General features: G+C 68.6%; 11 protein-coding genes. 7 read left to right on the top strand and 4 right to left on the bottom strand.

Going from position 1 to position 13,708, the window contains the following annotated elements; all coding sequences use genetic code 11:
- Positions 1–228 precede the first annotated feature (228 nt).
- Positions 229–2,853 carry an alanine--tRNA ligase gene (gene alaS, locus QTN24_RS01920; protein WP_124683574.1) on the top strand — a complete coding sequence of 875 codons (2,625 nt, stop codon included), beginning with the start codon at positions 229–231 and terminating at the stop codon, positions 2,851–2,853.
- A 72-nt stretch (positions 2,854–2,925) separates the two neighbouring features.
- On the opposite strand, the gene QTN24_RS01915 is transcribed toward alaS, so the two are convergent.
- Together QTN24_RS01915 and QTN24_RS01910 are read right to left on the bottom strand one after the other, a co-directional pair.
- Positions 2,926–3,678, bottom strand: a complete 753-nt coding sequence (locus tag QTN24_RS01915) for a slipin family protein (protein ID WP_124683575.1) — start codon at positions 3,676–3,678, stop codon at positions 2,926–2,928.
- Positions 3,679–3,696: 18 nt separating this feature from the next.
- Entirely contained in the window at positions 3,697–5,124 is a 1,428-nt protein-coding gene (locus QTN24_RS01910) for a nodulation protein NfeD (RefSeq protein WP_313835140.1), read from the bottom strand.
- Positions 5,125–5,337: 213 nt separating this feature from the next.
- Between QTN24_RS01910 and QTN24_RS01905 the strand changes: the two genes are divergently transcribed.
- The 6 genes from QTN24_RS01905 (at position 5,338) to QTN24_RS01880 (ending at position 9,619) form a co-directional block, all read left to right on the top strand.
- The gene (locus QTN24_RS01905; protein WP_313835139.1) at positions 5,338–6,567 is read left to right on the top strand and encodes a YbfB/YjiJ family MFS transporter; all 1,230 of its coding nucleotides are present in this window, start codon (positions 5,338–5,340) and stop codon (positions 6,565–6,567) included.
- 87 nt (positions 6,568–6,654) lie between these two features.
- Positions 6,655–7,428, top strand: a complete 774-nt coding sequence (locus QTN24_RS01900; protein WP_313835138.1) for a class II aldolase/adducin family protein — start codon at positions 6,655–6,657, stop codon at positions 7,426–7,428.
- Positions 7,429–7,487: 59 nt separating this feature from the next.
- Positions 7,488–7,676 carry a 4-oxalocrotonate tautomerase gene (locus tag QTN24_RS01895; RefSeq protein ID WP_124683579.1) on the top strand — a complete coding sequence of 63 codons (189 nt, stop codon included), beginning with the start codon at positions 7,488–7,490 and terminating at the stop codon, positions 7,674–7,676.
- A gap of 55 nt (positions 7,677–7,731) precedes the next feature.
- Positions 7,732–8,760: a low specificity L-threonine aldolase gene (locus tag QTN24_RS01890; protein WP_313835383.1), complete on the top strand. Its 1,029-nt coding sequence runs from the start codon at positions 7,732–7,734 to the stop codon at positions 8,758–8,760.
- 22 nt (positions 8,761–8,782) lie between these two features.
- Positions 8,783–9,379, top strand: coding sequence for an NUDIX domain-containing protein (locus tag QTN24_RS01885; RefSeq protein ID WP_313835137.1), 597 nt, complete (start codon positions 8,783–8,785; stop codon positions 9,377–9,379).
- A gap of 12 nt (positions 9,380–9,391) precedes the next feature.
- Positions 9,392–9,619 carry a sulfurtransferase TusA family protein gene (locus QTN24_RS01880; protein ID WP_092134760.1) on the top strand — a complete coding sequence of 76 codons (228 nt, stop codon included), beginning with the start codon at positions 9,392–9,394 and terminating at the stop codon, positions 9,617–9,619.
- An 82-nt stretch (positions 9,620–9,701) separates the two neighbouring features.
- Here QTN24_RS01880 and galU read toward each other — a convergent pair whose 3' ends face one another.
- Both galU and QTN24_RS01870 read right to left on the bottom strand, forming a co-directional pair.
- Complete coding sequence (gene galU, locus QTN24_RS01875; RefSeq protein WP_124683581.1) at positions 9,702–10,577, bottom strand: UTP--glucose-1-phosphate uridylyltransferase GalU; 876 nt, start codon at positions 10,575–10,577, stop codon at positions 9,702–9,704.
- Positions 10,578–10,683: 106 nt separating this feature from the next.
- Positions 10,684–13,551, bottom strand: coding sequence for a valine--tRNA ligase (locus tag QTN24_RS01870; RefSeq protein WP_313835136.1), 2,868 nt, complete (start codon positions 13,549–13,551; stop codon positions 10,684–10,686).
- Between the last annotated feature and the right edge of the window lie 157 nt (positions 13,552–13,708).

Raw genomic sequence — 13,708 nt, 5'->3', positions numbered from 1 at the left:
CGGGCAGGTCTTGAGGAGCCAGCACTCTATCACCGGCCCCGGCGCCCACGCGCCCGGCCGGGGCGCCGCCGGCGGTTCCGTGGGCGATAACCGGACAGCCGGGCGGCGGGCCGGCCACGCGCCGCCCGGCCAGTGCCTGCGGGCAGGGCTTGCCCGTATAATCAACGGTTTGCAAATCCACCCTGACTGACTGCGCCCTGCCACGACGCGGGAGGCGCCCGATACAACATGAAAGTCTCCGACATCCGCAGCAAGTTCCTGCAGTTCTACGAGTCGAAGGACCATACCGTGGTCCGCTCGTCCAGCCTGGTGCCGGCGAACGACCCGACGCTGCTGTTCACCAATTCGGGCATGGTGCAGTTCAAGGACGTGTTCCTGGGCACCGACAAGCGTCCCTACTCGCGCGCCACGTCGTCCCAGCGTTCGGTGCGGGCCGGCGGCAAGCACAACGATCTCGAAAATGTCGGCTATACGGCACGTCACCACACGTTTTTCGAGATGCTGGGCAATTTCTCGTTCGGCGACTACTTCAAGCGTGACGCCATCCAGTACGCCTGGGAGCTGCTGACCAAGGTCTACCAGCTGCCGGCGGACAAGCTCTGGGTCACGGTCTACGCCGAGGACGACGAAGCCTACGACATCTGGGCCAAGGAAGTGGGCGTGCCGGTCGAGCGCATCGTGCGCATCGGCGACAACAAGGGCGCGCGCTACGCGTCGGACAACTTCTGGCAGATGGCCGATACCGGCCCGTGCGGCCCGTGCTCGGAAATCTTCTACGACCACGGCCCCGAGGTCTGGGGCGGCCCGCCGGGATCGCCCGAGGAAGACGGCGACCGCTACATCGAGATCTGGAACCTGGTGTTCATGCAGTTCAACCGCGACGAGCAGGGCAACATGACGCGCCTGCCCAAGCCGTGCGTGGACACCGGCATGGGCCTGGAGCGCATTGCCGCCGTGCTCCAGCACGTGCACAGCAACTACGAGATCGACCTGTTCCAGGCGCTGATCCGCGCCGCCGGCCGCGAGACCCGCACCGCCGACCTGGGCCACAACTCGCTCAAGGTCATTGCCGACCATATCCGCGCCTGCTCGTTCCTGATCGTCGACGGCGTGATCCCCGGCAACGAAGGCCGTGGCTACGTGCTGCGCCGCATCGTGCGCCGCGCCATCCGCCATGGCTACAAGCTGGGCCAGAAGACCCCGTTCTTCCACAAGCTCGTGGCGGACCTGGTGGCGCAGATGGGCGAGGCCTACCCGGAACTGGCCGACGCCGAGTCGCGCGTGGTCGAGGTGCTCAAGGCCGAGGAAGAGCGCTTCTTCGAGACCATCGAGAACGGCATGTCGATCCTGGACACCGCCGTGGCCGACCTCAAGGCCAAGGGCGGCAACGTGCTGGACGGCGAACTGGCGTTCAAGCTGCACGACACGTTCGGCTTCCCGCTGGACCTGACGCAGGACGTGGCGCGCGAGCAGGAGATCACCGTCGACGAGGCCGCCTTCGACGCCGCCATGACGCGCCAGCGCGAGCAGGCGCGCGCGGCCGGCAAGTTCAAGATGGCCGCCGGCCTGGAGTACACGGGCGACAAGACCGTGTTCCACGGCTACGACGCGCTGAGCAAGGAAGGCGTGCGCGTGACCGCGCTGTACGTGGACGGCGCCTCGGTCGACACGATGCAGCCGGGCCAGACCGGCGTGGTCGTGCTGGACAACACGCCGTTCTACGCCGAATCGGGCGGCCAGGTGGGCGACCAGGGCACGCTCGTGTCCGGCCCCGCCGTCTTCACCGTGGCGGACACCACCAAGATCCAGGCCGACGTGTACGGTCACCAGGGCACGCTGGCCAATGGCCCGCTCAAGGTGGGCGACACGGTGGCGGCCCAGGTCGACGCCGTCCGCCGCGCGCGCACCGTCCGCAACCACTCGGCCACGCACCTGATGCACAAGGCGCTGCGCGAGGTGCTGGGCAGCCACGTGCAGCAGAAGGGCTCGCTGGTCGACCCGGACAAGACGCGCTTCGACTTCTCGCACAACGCCCCGCTGACCGACGCGCAGATCCGCCAGATCGAGGAGATCGTCAACGCCGAGATCCTGGCCAACGCGCCCACCGTGGCCGCCGTCATGCCGTTCGACGACGCGGTCAAGAGCGGCGCGATGGCGCTGTTCGGCGAGAAGTACGGCGACGACGTGCGCGTGCTGTCGATCGGTACCTCCAAGGAACTGTGCGGCGGCACCCACGTGACGCGCACCGGCGACATCGGCCTGTTCAAGATCGTCGTGGAAGCCGGCGTCGCGGCCGGCATCCGCCGCGTGGAGGCCATCACCGGCGACAACGCGCTGCACTACCTGCAGTCGCTCGACGCCCGCCTGAACGAGGCCGCCGCCGCGCTGCGCGCCCAGCCGTCCGAACTGGTGCCGCGTATCGGCCAGGTGCAGGAGCAGGTGCGCGCGCTGGAAAAGGAGCTGGAAAAGCTCAAGAGCAAGCTGGCGTCGTCGCAGGGCGATGAACTCGTGTCGCAGGCCGTCGACGTCAAGGGCCTGAAGGTGCTGGCCGCCCAGCTTGAAGGCGCCGACGTGAAGACGCTGCGCGAGACGATGGACAAGCTCAAGGACAAGCTCCAGAGCGCCGCCATCGTGCTGGCCGCCGTGGCCGACGGCAAGGTCAGCCTGATCGCGGGCGTGACCGCCGACGCCACGTCGAAGGTCAAGGCCGGCGAACTCGTCAACTTCGTCGCCCAGCAGGTTGGCGGCAAGGGCGGCGGCCGCCCCGACATGGCCCAGGCCGGCGGCACCGACCCGGCCGGCCTGCCCAAGGCCCTGGCCGGCGTCACGGAGTGGGTCTCGGCCAAGGTCTGATCCGGCTGATTCCTGCCAGGAAGTCTTGGAAAGCGCCTGCGATGCAGGCGCTTTTTTTGCGCCCGCCGCCCGCTACTTCCCCCCGCCCGTCATCGTCGACACGATGTCGATGGGCAGCGGGAAGACGATGGTCGAGCTCTTGTCGCCGGCGATCTGGGTCAGCGTCTGCAGATAGCGCAGCTGCATGGCCTGGGGCTGGCGGGCGAGCATCTGGGCGGCCTCCAGCAGCTTCTCGGACGCCTGCAGCTCGCCCTCGGCGTGGATCACCTTGGCCCGGCGTTCGCGCTCGGCCTCGGCCTGGCGGGCGATGGCGCGCACCATCGACTCGTTCAGGTCCACGTGCTTGATCTCGACGTTGGACACCTTGATGCCCCAGGCGTCGGTCTGGGCGTCCAGCACCTTCTGGATGTCGAGGTTGAGCTTCTCGCGCTCGGCCAGCATTTCGTCGAGTTCGTGCTTGCCCAGCACCGAGCGCAGCGTGGTCTGGGCGAGCTGGCTGGTGGCCTCCAGGAAGTTGGCGACCTGGATGATGGCCCGTTCGGGGTCCACCACGCGGAAATAGATCACGGCGTTGACCTTGACCGACACGTTGTCGTGGGAGATCACGTCCTGCGGCGGTACGTCGAGCACCACCGTGCGCAGGTCCACGCGCACCATCTGCTGCACCGCCGGGATGATCAGCACCAGCCCCGGGCCCTTGACGCGCCAGAACCGGCCCAGCATGAACACCACGCCGCGCTCGTACTCGCGCAGCACGCGGAACGCGGCCACCACCAGCAGGACGAGCAGGAAGACCACACCACCGAAGCTGAATCCGAATGCCATGTCGGGCTCCTTGTCGAGTCAGGCGTCGTGAATGGGCGCCACGTCCAGCACCAGCCCGTGGCGGCCGGTCACGCGCACCGCCTGGCCGCGCGCCAGCGGGCCGGGTGCGTGGATGCGCCAGGATTCGCCGCGCACCATGGCCCAGCCGTCGGCCGGTGCGCCGGGCACCTGTCCGGCATCGTCGACCATCACGCCGACGCTGCCGACCAGCGTGTCCGCGCCGCTGACCACGGGCCGCCGCCGCGCGCGCAGCAGCAGCGCCGACATGCCGAACACGAAGATGGCCGACACGCCGCACAGGCCGGCGATCAGCGCCAGCGGCACGCCAAGGCCGGGCACGTCGGTATCGATCAGCATCAGCGCGCCGAATCCGAACGCGATGATGCCGCCGATGCCCACGGCGCCGAACGTCGGCAGGAACAGCTCGGCCACCATGCAGGCCACGCCGAACGCGATCAGCGCCAGCCCGGCGTAGTTGATGGGCAGCATCTGCAGCGCGAACAGGCCCAGCAGCAGGCAGATGGCGCCGGCAATGCCGGGCACCACCATGCCAGGCGTGGAGAATTCGAAGATCAGGCCGTAGATGCCGATCATCATCAGGATCAGTGCCACGCTGGGGTCCGTGATGACGGCCAGCAGGCGGCTGCGCCAGTCGGGTTCCAGGGTGACCACCGGCGCGCCGGCCGTGCGCAGCGTGCGGGTGGCGCCGGCGGCCTCGTAGCGCTTGCCATCGACCCTGGCCAGCAGGGCCGGCAGGTCGGGTGCGACGAAATCGGCCACCTTCTGGGTCACGGCCTCGTCGGCGGACAGGCTCACGGCCTCGCGCACGGCCCGCTCGCCCCATTCGGCATTGCGGTGCCGAAGCTGCGCCAGCCCGCGGATATAGGCGCTGGCGTCGTGCATCTGTTTGCGCGTCATGGTGTCTTCGCCGGCCGGTGCGCTGGCGGGCGCCGAGGCCGGGCCGGGCTGCGCTTCCGGCCGCGGCCCGCCGATGCCGATGGCCACCGGGCTGGCCGCGCCCAGGTTGGTGCCGGGCGCCATGGCCGCGATATGGCTGGCGTAGAGGATGTAGGTGCCGGCGCTGGCGGCGCGGGCGCCACCGGGCGCCACGTAGGTGGCCACCGGCACCGGCGACGCCAGGATGGCCTGGATGATGTCGCGCATCGACTTGTCGAGCCCGCCCGGCGTGTCCATCCGCAGCACGATCAACTGGGCGCCGTCCTGGCGGGCGCGGTCCATGCCCCGCACGGCAAAACTGGCGCTGGCCGGGCCGATGGCGCCCTGCAGCGGGATCACGAAGACCGGCGCAGGCGCGGCCGGGGACGGCGCTGCCTGGGCCAGCGCACGGGGCAGGCACGCCAGCGCCAGGGCCAGGCAGGCCAGCGCCAGCCAGTGCACCCAGGGTGGCGCGCGATGATGCCGATGGGGCGCGAATGCGTGTGTCATGGCGGGGCGCGGCCCGCCAAAGATGCCGTGGCCGCGCCACTTTCAGTGTAGGCGACCGGCCACATCGTGCCGGGTCGAAAGCGGGGCCGGCGGCCGGCCAATGTCCCCGGCGGCACATCGGGTTTCGTACGGGTTTCGTACGCCATTTCGCCAACCGTGCTTGAATCTGCCTGGTCCCCCTCCCATCGCCCCACGGCTCAGAAGACAACCCCCATGCCTCTTGCCAACGCCGACGTTTCCGCCGCCCAGGCCGGCCCGCATACCGCCCGGCCCATCGCCGTGGCCCTGGCCGGGCTGGTGTCGCTGGCGCTGGCCATGGGCATCGGCCGCTTTGCCTTCACGCCGCTGCTGCCGATGATGCTGCACGACGGCGCCGTGACGCTGGCGCAGGGCGGGGCGCTGGCGACGATGAACTACATCGGCTACCTGGCTGGCGCCGTGCTGTGCCTGTTCATTCGCCCGGACCCGGTGCGGATGGTGCGCGGCGCGCTGGCGCTGACCGTGGTGCTGACGCTGGCGATGGCGCTGCCGGGCGGCATGCCGGCGTGGCTGGCGTGGCGCACGCTGGCCGGCATCGCCAGCGCGCTGGTCATGGTCTACGGCACCGCGTGGTGCATGCAGCGGCTGGCCGAGCTGGGGCACCCCACGCTGGGCGGGCTGATGTTCTGCGGGCCGGGCCTGGGCATCGTCGTGACCGGGCTGTCGGCATTCGGCATGGTGGCGGCGCAATGGCACGCCAGCTGGGGCTGGATCGCATTCGCCGGGCTGGGGCTGGCGATGCTGCTGCCGGTTTGGCGCGTGTTCGGCTCGCCGGCCCCGGTGCCGGGCCCGTCCGCCGGGCTGGCGGGCGACGTGGCGCCGGCGCATCCCCGGCTCGACGCCGAGACCTGGGCGCTGACGCTGGCCTACGGGCTGGCCGGCTTCGGCTACATCATCACGGCCACGTTCCTGCCGGTGATCGCCCGTCACGCGATGCCCGGCACCGTCTGGGCCGACCTGTTCTGGCCGATCCTGGGCGCCGGCGTGGCGGTGGGGGCGTGGCTGGTGACGCGGGTGGGCATGCATCACGACAACCGCCGCATGATGACGTGGCTGTACACGCTGCAGGCGGCCGGCGTGGGCGTGGCGGCGCTGTGGCCCACCGTGGCCGGGTTTGCGTTGAGCAGCCTGCTGGTGGGGCTGCCGTTCACCGCGCTGGTGTCGTTCGCGATGCGCGAGGCGCGGCGGCTGTGGGGCGCGCGGGCGTCGAAGCTGATCGGGCTGATGACCGCCGCCTACGCCATCGGCCAGATCGCCGGGCCGCCGCTGGCCACGGCGCTGGTGGCGCGCACGGGCGGCTTTGGCGCGTCGCTGGGCGTGGCGGCGCTGGCGCTGCTGGCCGGCGCGGCGCTCTATGTGTGGATGGAGCGCCGGTGGCCGGCGGGCGGCCACACGTCCCGGTAGCGTCTGCGCTACAGTATCGGCTTCGCCGCTCACTCGACCTGGCCGCCCCCGCGCCGGCGCTGCAGGGCGGCGCGAAAGCCCATCCCCATGTCCTTTGCCTTGCAGCCCGGGCGCGCCGCCGGCCCGGCCTGGCCGACCGGCCCCGAAGAAGCGCGTGTCCGCGTGGACCTGGCCGCCGCCTACCGGCTGGCCGCCCGCGAGCGCTGGGACGACCTGATCTACACCCATATCTCCGCCACCGTGCCCGGAGAACCCGGCCACTTCCTGATCAACCCGTTCGGATTTGCATTCGACGAGATCCGCGCGTCGGACCTGGTCAAGATCAACGGCCGGGGCGAGGTGGTGGGCGAGACCGTGCACCCGGTCAATGTCACCGGCTTTGCGCTGCACGCGGCCGTGCACGCCGCCCGCCCGGACGCCCATTGCGTGATGCACCTGCACAACACGGCCGGCATCGCGGTCTCGGCCCAGGCCGAGGGGCTGCTGCCGCTGTCGCAGCACGCCATGCGATTCCACGGCCGCCTGGCCTGTCACGACTACGAGGGCCTGGCGTTCACGCCGGAAGAGGGCGCGCGGCTGACCGCGTCGCTGGGCGACCATCCGGCCATGCTGCTGCGCAACCATGGCACGCTGACCGTGGGCCGCACCGTGGCCGAGGCCTACGTGCTGATGGCCACGCTGATCAAGGCGTGCGAGATCCAGCTGGGTGCCCAGCTTGGCAGCGCGACGGTGCAGCCGCCGCCGGCCATCGCCGACCGCACCTCGCTGCAGCTGTACGACGGCGGCGCCGTCGAGGGCGAGCTGGAATGGCCCGCGCTGCTGCGCCGGCTCGACCGCATCGATCCGGGCTACCGGGACTGACCCGCCGAAACCGGAACCCACACCCACCAAGACCCACCAGAACACCAAAGGAGCCAGCCATGCCCACGTTTCACGTAGAGATGTTTGAAGGCCGTACCGTCGAGCAGAAGCGCAAGTTCGTCGAGGAAATCACGCGCGTCACCTGCGAGACGCTGGGCTGCTCGGCCGGCGCCGTCGACATCATCATCACCGACATCAAGCGCGAGAACTGGGCCACGGGCGGCGAGCTCTGGCTCGACAAGCAATAAGCCCCCAACGACAAGACAGGCAAGGTTCGACCCGATGACCTCCGCAGTCCCCGCCATGCAGCAGTTTGCCTCCGACAACTACGCCGGCTTCTGCCCGGAATCGCTGAAATACTTCCTGGAAGCCAATGCCACGGGCCACGAGAAGGCGTACGGCGACGACAGCTGGACCCAGAAGGTCTGCGACCGCATCCGCGACCTGTTCCAGACCGATTGCGAGGTCTTCTTCGTGTTCAACGGCACGGCAGCCAATTCGCTGGCGCTGTCGTCGCTGTGCCAGTCGTACCACTCGGTGATCTGCCACGAACTGGCCCATATCGAGACCGACGAATGCGGCGCGCCGCAGTTTTTCTCGAACGGGTCGAAGCTGCTGACGGCCGCCGGCGAGCACGGCAAGCTGACGCCCGACGCGGTGGAGGCGCTGGTCACGCAGCGGTCGGACATCCACTATCCCAAGCCCCGCGTGGTGTCGCTGACGCAGGCCACGGAGGTCGGCACGGTCTATACCGTGGACGAAGTGCGCGCCATCGCCGCCATCGCCAAGCGCCGGCAGCTACGCGTGCACATGGACGGGGCGCGGTTCGCCAACGCGGTGGCGTCGCTGGGCGTGCATCCGTCCGAGATCACCTGGCGCGCCGGCGTGGACGTGCTCTGCTTCGGCGGCACCAAGAACGGCCTGCCCGTGGGCGAGGCCGTGGTGTTCTTCGACCGCCGGCTGGCCGAGGATTTTGCCTACCGCGTCAAGCAGGCCGGGCACCTGGCGTCGAAGATGCGGTTTATTTCGGCGCCGTGGCTCGGCATGCTCGAACACGACGTGTGGCTCAAGAACGGCCGCCACGCCAATGCCATGGCGACGCTGCTGGCGCAGCGCATCGCCGACGTGCCGGGCGTGCGGATCATGTTCCCGACCCAGGCCAACGCGGTGTTCGCCGAGCTGCCGCTGCCGGCCATCGAGAAGCTGCGCGCCCGGGGCTGGCTGTTCTACACGTTCATCGGCGCCGGCGGATGCCGGCTGATGTGCGCGTGGGACCTGCAGCCCGAGACGGTGGAGGCGTTCGCCGCCGATATCCGCGCCGCCTGCGCCTGACCAAAGCCCCCTGGAGATGTCGATGGAACCCTACCGCTTCTGCCCCCGATGCGGCGCGGCGCTGGAACACCTGCCCATGTCGGGCCGTCTTCGCCATGCCTGCGCGCAGGACGGCTGCGGCTTCGTGCATTGGGACAACCCGCTGCCGGTGCTGGCGGCCGTCGTCGAGTACGAGGGCAAGCTGCTGCTGGCGCGCAATGCCGCGTGGCCGGAAAAGATGTTTGCGCTGGTCACCGGCTTCATGGAGCGCGACGAGACGCCGGAGCTGGGCGTGGCGCGCGAGCTGAAGGAGGAGACGAATCTCGACACGGTGTCCGCGTCGCTGATCGGCGTCTACGAGTTCATGCGCAAGAACGAGCTGATCATCGCCTATCACGTGCGGGCCGAGGGCGAGATCCGGCTGTCCGAGGAACTGGCCGAATACCGGCTGGTGGCGCCCGAGAACATGCGGATCTGGAACGCCGGCACCGGGTTTGCCGTGGCCGATTTCCTGGAGCGGCGCGGCCTGCCGGTGCGATTTTTCGACCGCGCCACGGGCCTGGACATCCCCGATCCGCGCCGGCCGACGGACTTCAGCCTCGTCGCCGCTTCGCTACAATACGGCATCGATCAGAAATAGTAGGGGAGAGGAATGGATTTTCAGAAAGAAGTGGACGCGCGCGGCCTGAACTGCCCGCTGCCGATCCTGCGGACCAAGAAGGCGCTGGCCGACATGGCCAGCGGCGACGTGCTCAAGGTGCTGGCCACCGACCCCGGCGCCACGCGCGATTTCCAGGCATTCGCCAAGCAGACCGGCAACGAACTGCTGTCGCACGCCGAAGTGGACAAGGTGTTCGTGTTCTACATGAAGCGCCGCTGAGCGGGCCCATGGCCGGAGCCGCCGCGCCAAAAGGAAAACCGCCTCGCAAGGAGGCGGTTTTTCATTGGGGCGTCAGTCCGTATCAGCCGCGCTGGGCCAGGTAGCTGCTGAATTCGTCGCGCACCTCCGGGTGCTTGAGCGCGAATTCCACGGTGGCCTTCAGGTAGCCGAGCTTGCTGCCGCAGTCGAAGCGCACGCCCTTGTAGCGGTAGGCCAGCACCTGTTCCTGGTCCAGCATCGCCTGGATGGCGTCGGTCAGCTGGAATTCGCCGCCGGCGCCGGGCTTGAGCTGGCGGATGTGGTCAAAGATGCGCGGGGTCAGAATGTAGCGGCCAACCACGCCAAGGTTCGACGGGGCATTCTCGGGCGCCGGCTTCTCGACGATGCCCGACATCTTGATCACGCGCTCGTCCCACTCGCGGCCATCCACCACGCCGTAGGACCGGCTCTGCTCGGGCGAAATCTCTTCCACACCCAGCACGGAGCAGTTGAAGTGGTTGTAGACGTCGACCATCTGCTTCATGACCGGCTCGTCGTTGCCACCGTCCAGCAGGTCGTCGGCCAGCATCACCGCGAACGGGGCGTCGCCCACCAGGCGCGCCGCGCACAGCACGGCGTGGCCCAGGCCCAGGGCCTCGGGCTGGCGCACGTAGAAGCATTCCACATTCTTGGGCTTGATCGACCGCACGACGTCCAGCAGGGCCTGCTTGTTCTTGGCTTCAAGCTCCATTTCCAGCTCGTACGCCTTGTCGAAATGGTCCTCGATGGCGCGCTTGGAGCGGCCGGTGACGAAGATCATCTCGTTGATGCCCGCGGCAATGGCTTCTTCCACGGCGTACTGGATCAGCGGCTTGTCCACCACGGGCAGCATTTCCTTGGGGCTCGCCTTGGTGGCGGGCAAGAATCGGGTGCCTAGCCCGGCAACGGGAAAGACGGCCTTGGTGACGCGGTTTTCCATTTCAGCTTCCTTTTCAATCCGGTGTAATACCGTGCCGCAGGAGGAGGGGTGCCGTCTGTCGGTCGCCGTCCGACGCGCAGGCGCCGAACGGACCGAAACCGTCACTTCATGACGGCAGACGCTGTAGTTGATCCCGAAGCTTGGCCAGCGTCTGTTCGAAATCCGACAAACGCTGGTTTTCCTGCGCCACCACGGCCGGCGGCGCCTTCGCGACAAAACTTTCGTTCGAAAGCTTGCCACGGCACTTGCCGATCTCGCCCGCGATTCGCTCAATTTCTTTCGACAGGCGCGCACGTTCCGCCACCACGTCGATCTCGATCTTCAGCAGCAGGTGGTTGGCGCCGACGATGGCCACGGGCGCCCCGGCCCCCTCCTGCTGGAGCGCGGTCTCGTCTTCGAACACCTTGACCTCGGAAAGTTTCGCCAGCGCCTGCACGTGAGCGGCCGCTTCGCGCAGGAAGGCGCTGTCGCCATGCGCATACAACGGGATGCGCTGGGCCGGCGAGATGTTCATTTCGCCGCGCAGGTTGCGGCAGGCGTCCACCAGCGCCTTGAGCTGCGCCACCCAGGCTTCGGCGGCCTCGTCGATCTTGGCCACGGCGGGCAGCGGGTAGGGCTGGGTGGCGATCGATTCGCTGCCGTCGCCCTTGGCGCGGCCGGCCAGCGGGGCCACCTTCTGCCACAGTTCCTCGGTGATGAACGGGATGATCGGGTGCGCCAGGCGCAGCACCGTCTCCAGCACGCGCAGCAGCGTGCGGCGCGTGGCGCGCTGCTGGGCTGCCGAGCCGGTCTGGATCTGCACCTTGGCCAGTTCCAGGTACCAGTCGCAGTATTCGTCCCAGACGAATTTGTAGATGGCGCTGGCGATGTTGTCGAAGCGGTACTCGTCGAAGCCCTTCTGGACCTCGGTCTCCACGCGCTGAAGCAGCGACACGATCCAGCGGTCGGCCTGCGAGAAATGCAGGTAGCCGTCCGGGCCGCAGTCGTTGTTGCACGGGCCCATGCCGCAGTCATGGCCCTCGGTGTTCATCAGCACGAAGCGCGTGGCGTTCCAGAGCTTGTTGCAGAAGTTGCGGTAGCCCTCGCAGCGGCCCGTGTCGAAGTTGATGTTGCGGCCCAGCGTGGCCAGCGACGCGAACGTGAAGCGCAGCGCATCGGCGCCGAAGGCCGGAATGCCGTCCGGGAATTCCTTCTTCGTCTTGGCCTCGATCTTGGGCGCGTCCTTGGGGCGGCGCAGGCCCGTGGTGCGCTTCTTGAGCAGCGGCGCCAGGTCGATGCCGTCGATCAGGTCCACCGGGTCCAGCGTGTTGCCCTCGGACTTGCTCATCTTCTTGCCTTCGGAGTCGCGCACCAGGCCGTGCACGTACACGGTGTGGAACGGCACCTGGCCGGTGAAGTGCTTGGTCATCATGACCATGCGCGCCACCCAGAAGAAGATGATGTCGTAGCCGGTGACCAGCACCGACGACGGCAGGAAGTGCTTCAGCTCCGGCGTCTGCTCGGGCCAGCCCAGCGACGAGAACGGCACCAGCGCGGACGAGAACCACGTGTCCAGCACGTCTTCCTCGCGGCGCAGCGGGCCCGTGCTGCCGGCCGCCTGGGCCTGGGCGCGGGCGTCTTCCTCGGTGCGGGCCACGAAGACCTTGCCCGATTCGTCGTACCAGGCCGGGATCTGGTGGCCCCACCAGAGCTGGCGGCTGATGCACCAGTCCTGGATGTTGGCCAGCCATTGGTTGTAGGTGCTGTTCCAGTTCTCGGGCACCAGCTTGATCTCGCCGCTCTGCACGGCGTCCAGCGCCACCTCGGCGATCGAGCGGCCCGGATAGTACGTGCCCTCGGGTGCCGGCTTGCTCATGGCGACGAACCACTGGTCGGTCAGCATCGGCTCGATCACGGAACCGGTGCGCTCGCTGCGCGGCACCATCAGCTTGTGCGGCTTGATCTCGCCCAGCAGGCCCTGGTCCTTGAGGTCGGCGACGATCTTCTCGCGGGCCGCGAAGCGGTCCAGGCCGGCGTAGGCCGCCGGCGCGTCGGCCACGACCTTGGCGTCGAGCGTCAGGATCGACAGTTGCGGCAGGTTGTGGCGCTGGCCCACGGCATAGTCGTTGAAGTCGTGGCCCGGGGTCACCTTGACCACGCCGGTGCCGAACTCGCGGTCGACATATTCGTCGGCAATCACCGGGATCTGGCGGCCGGTCAGCGGCAGGTGCACGGACTTGCCGATCAGGTGCGCGTAGCGCTCGTCCTCGGGGTGCACCATCACGGCCGTATCGCCGAGCATGGTCTCGGGGCGCGTGGTGGCGACGGTCAGGTGCGTCAGGCCGCGCACGGTGTCCGGCTCGACCAGCGGGTAGTGGATCTCCCAGAGCGAGCCGTTTTCCTCGACGCTGTCCACCTCCAGGTCGGACACGGCCGTGCCCAGCACCGGATCCCAGTTCACCAGGCGCTTGCCGCGGTAGATCAGGCCCTGCTCGTACAGCCGCACGAAGACCTCGGTCACGGCCTTCGACATCTCGGGCGACATCGTGAAGTATTCACGCGTCCAGTCGATCGACGCGCCCATGCGGCGCACCTGGCGCGTGATGGTCGATCCCGACTCTTCCTTCCAGGCCCAGACCTTCTCGGTGAATGCCTCGCGGCCCAGGTCGTGGCGCGACACCCCCTGCGCCTCCAGCTGGCGCTCCACCACGATCTGCGTGGCGATGCCGGCGTGGTCGGTGCCCGGCACCCACAGCGTGTTGGCGCCGCGCATGCGGGCGTGGCGGGCCAGGCCGTCCATGATCGTCTGGTTGAACGCATGGCCCATGTGCAGCGTGCCGGTCACATTGGGCGGCGGCAGCTGGATGGCGAAATCGGGACGGTTATCGTCGAAAGTGGGCTGGGCAATGCCGCGGCGCTCCCATTCTGGGCCCCATTTCGCCTCGATGGCGGCGGGTTCGAAGCTCTTGGCAAGGGACTGGTCTTCTGCGGTCATGCTCGGATGTCTTGGGATGCTTGGAATGCGGGACGGGGCTCGGGCCCGGCAGGCGGCATGGCGTGCCACGGCATTCGGCCGGGAGAAAACGTCAAATTATAGGGGAGCCGGCGCGCCGATGCCCATTTCCGGGCCGGGCGCGCGGCCTGCCGACAAT

Source organism: Cupriavidus sp. SZY C1 (assembly GCF_032190535.1).
Lineage (GTDB): Bacteria > Pseudomonadota > Gammaproteobacteria > Burkholderiales > Burkholderiaceae > Cupriavidus > Cupriavidus pauculus_C.
Note: the sequence above shows the minus strand (reverse complement) of the source record. Positions and strands in the feature narration are given on the sequence as shown.

Excerpts from the sequence above, each read along its gene's own strand:
- alaS (WP_124683574.1), top strand. The coding sequence starts at position 229 with ATGAAAGTCTCCGACATCCGCAGCAAGTTCCTGCAGTTCTACGAGTCG.
- QTN24_RS01915 (WP_124683575.1), bottom strand. The coding sequence starts at position 3,678 with ATGGCATTCGGATTCAGCTTCGGTGGTGTGGTCTTCCTGCTCGTCCTG.
- QTN24_RS01910 (WP_313835140.1), bottom strand. The coding sequence starts at position 5,124 with ATGACACACGCATTCGCGCCCCATCGGCATCATCGCGCGCCACCCTGG.
- QTN24_RS01905 (WP_313835139.1), top strand. The coding sequence starts at position 5,338 with ATGCCTCTTGCCAACGCCGACGTTTCCGCCGCCCAGGCCGGCCCGCAT.
- QTN24_RS01900 (WP_313835138.1), top strand. The coding sequence starts at position 6,655 with ATGTCCTTTGCCTTGCAGCCCGGGCGCGCCGCCGGCCCGGCCTGGCCG.
- QTN24_RS01895 (WP_124683579.1), top strand. The coding sequence starts at position 7,488 with ATGCCCACGTTTCACGTAGAGATGTTTGAAGGCCGTACCGTCGAGCAG.
- QTN24_RS01890 (WP_313835383.1), top strand. The coding sequence starts at position 7,732 with ATGCAGCAGTTTGCCTCCGACAACTACGCCGGCTTCTGCCCGGAATCG.
- QTN24_RS01885 (WP_313835137.1), top strand. The coding sequence starts at position 8,783 with ATGGAACCCTACCGCTTCTGCCCCCGATGCGGCGCGGCGCTGGAACAC.
- QTN24_RS01880 (WP_092134760.1), top strand. The coding sequence starts at position 9,392 with ATGGATTTTCAGAAAGAAGTGGACGCGCGCGGCCTGAACTGCCCGCTG.
- galU (WP_124683581.1), bottom strand. The coding sequence starts at position 10,577 with ATGGAAAACCGCGTCACCAAGGCCGTCTTTCCCGTTGCCGGGCTAGGC.
- QTN24_RS01870 (WP_313835136.1), bottom strand. The coding sequence starts at position 13,551 with ATGACCGCAGAAGACCAGTCCCTTGCCAAGAGCTTCGAACCCGCCGCC.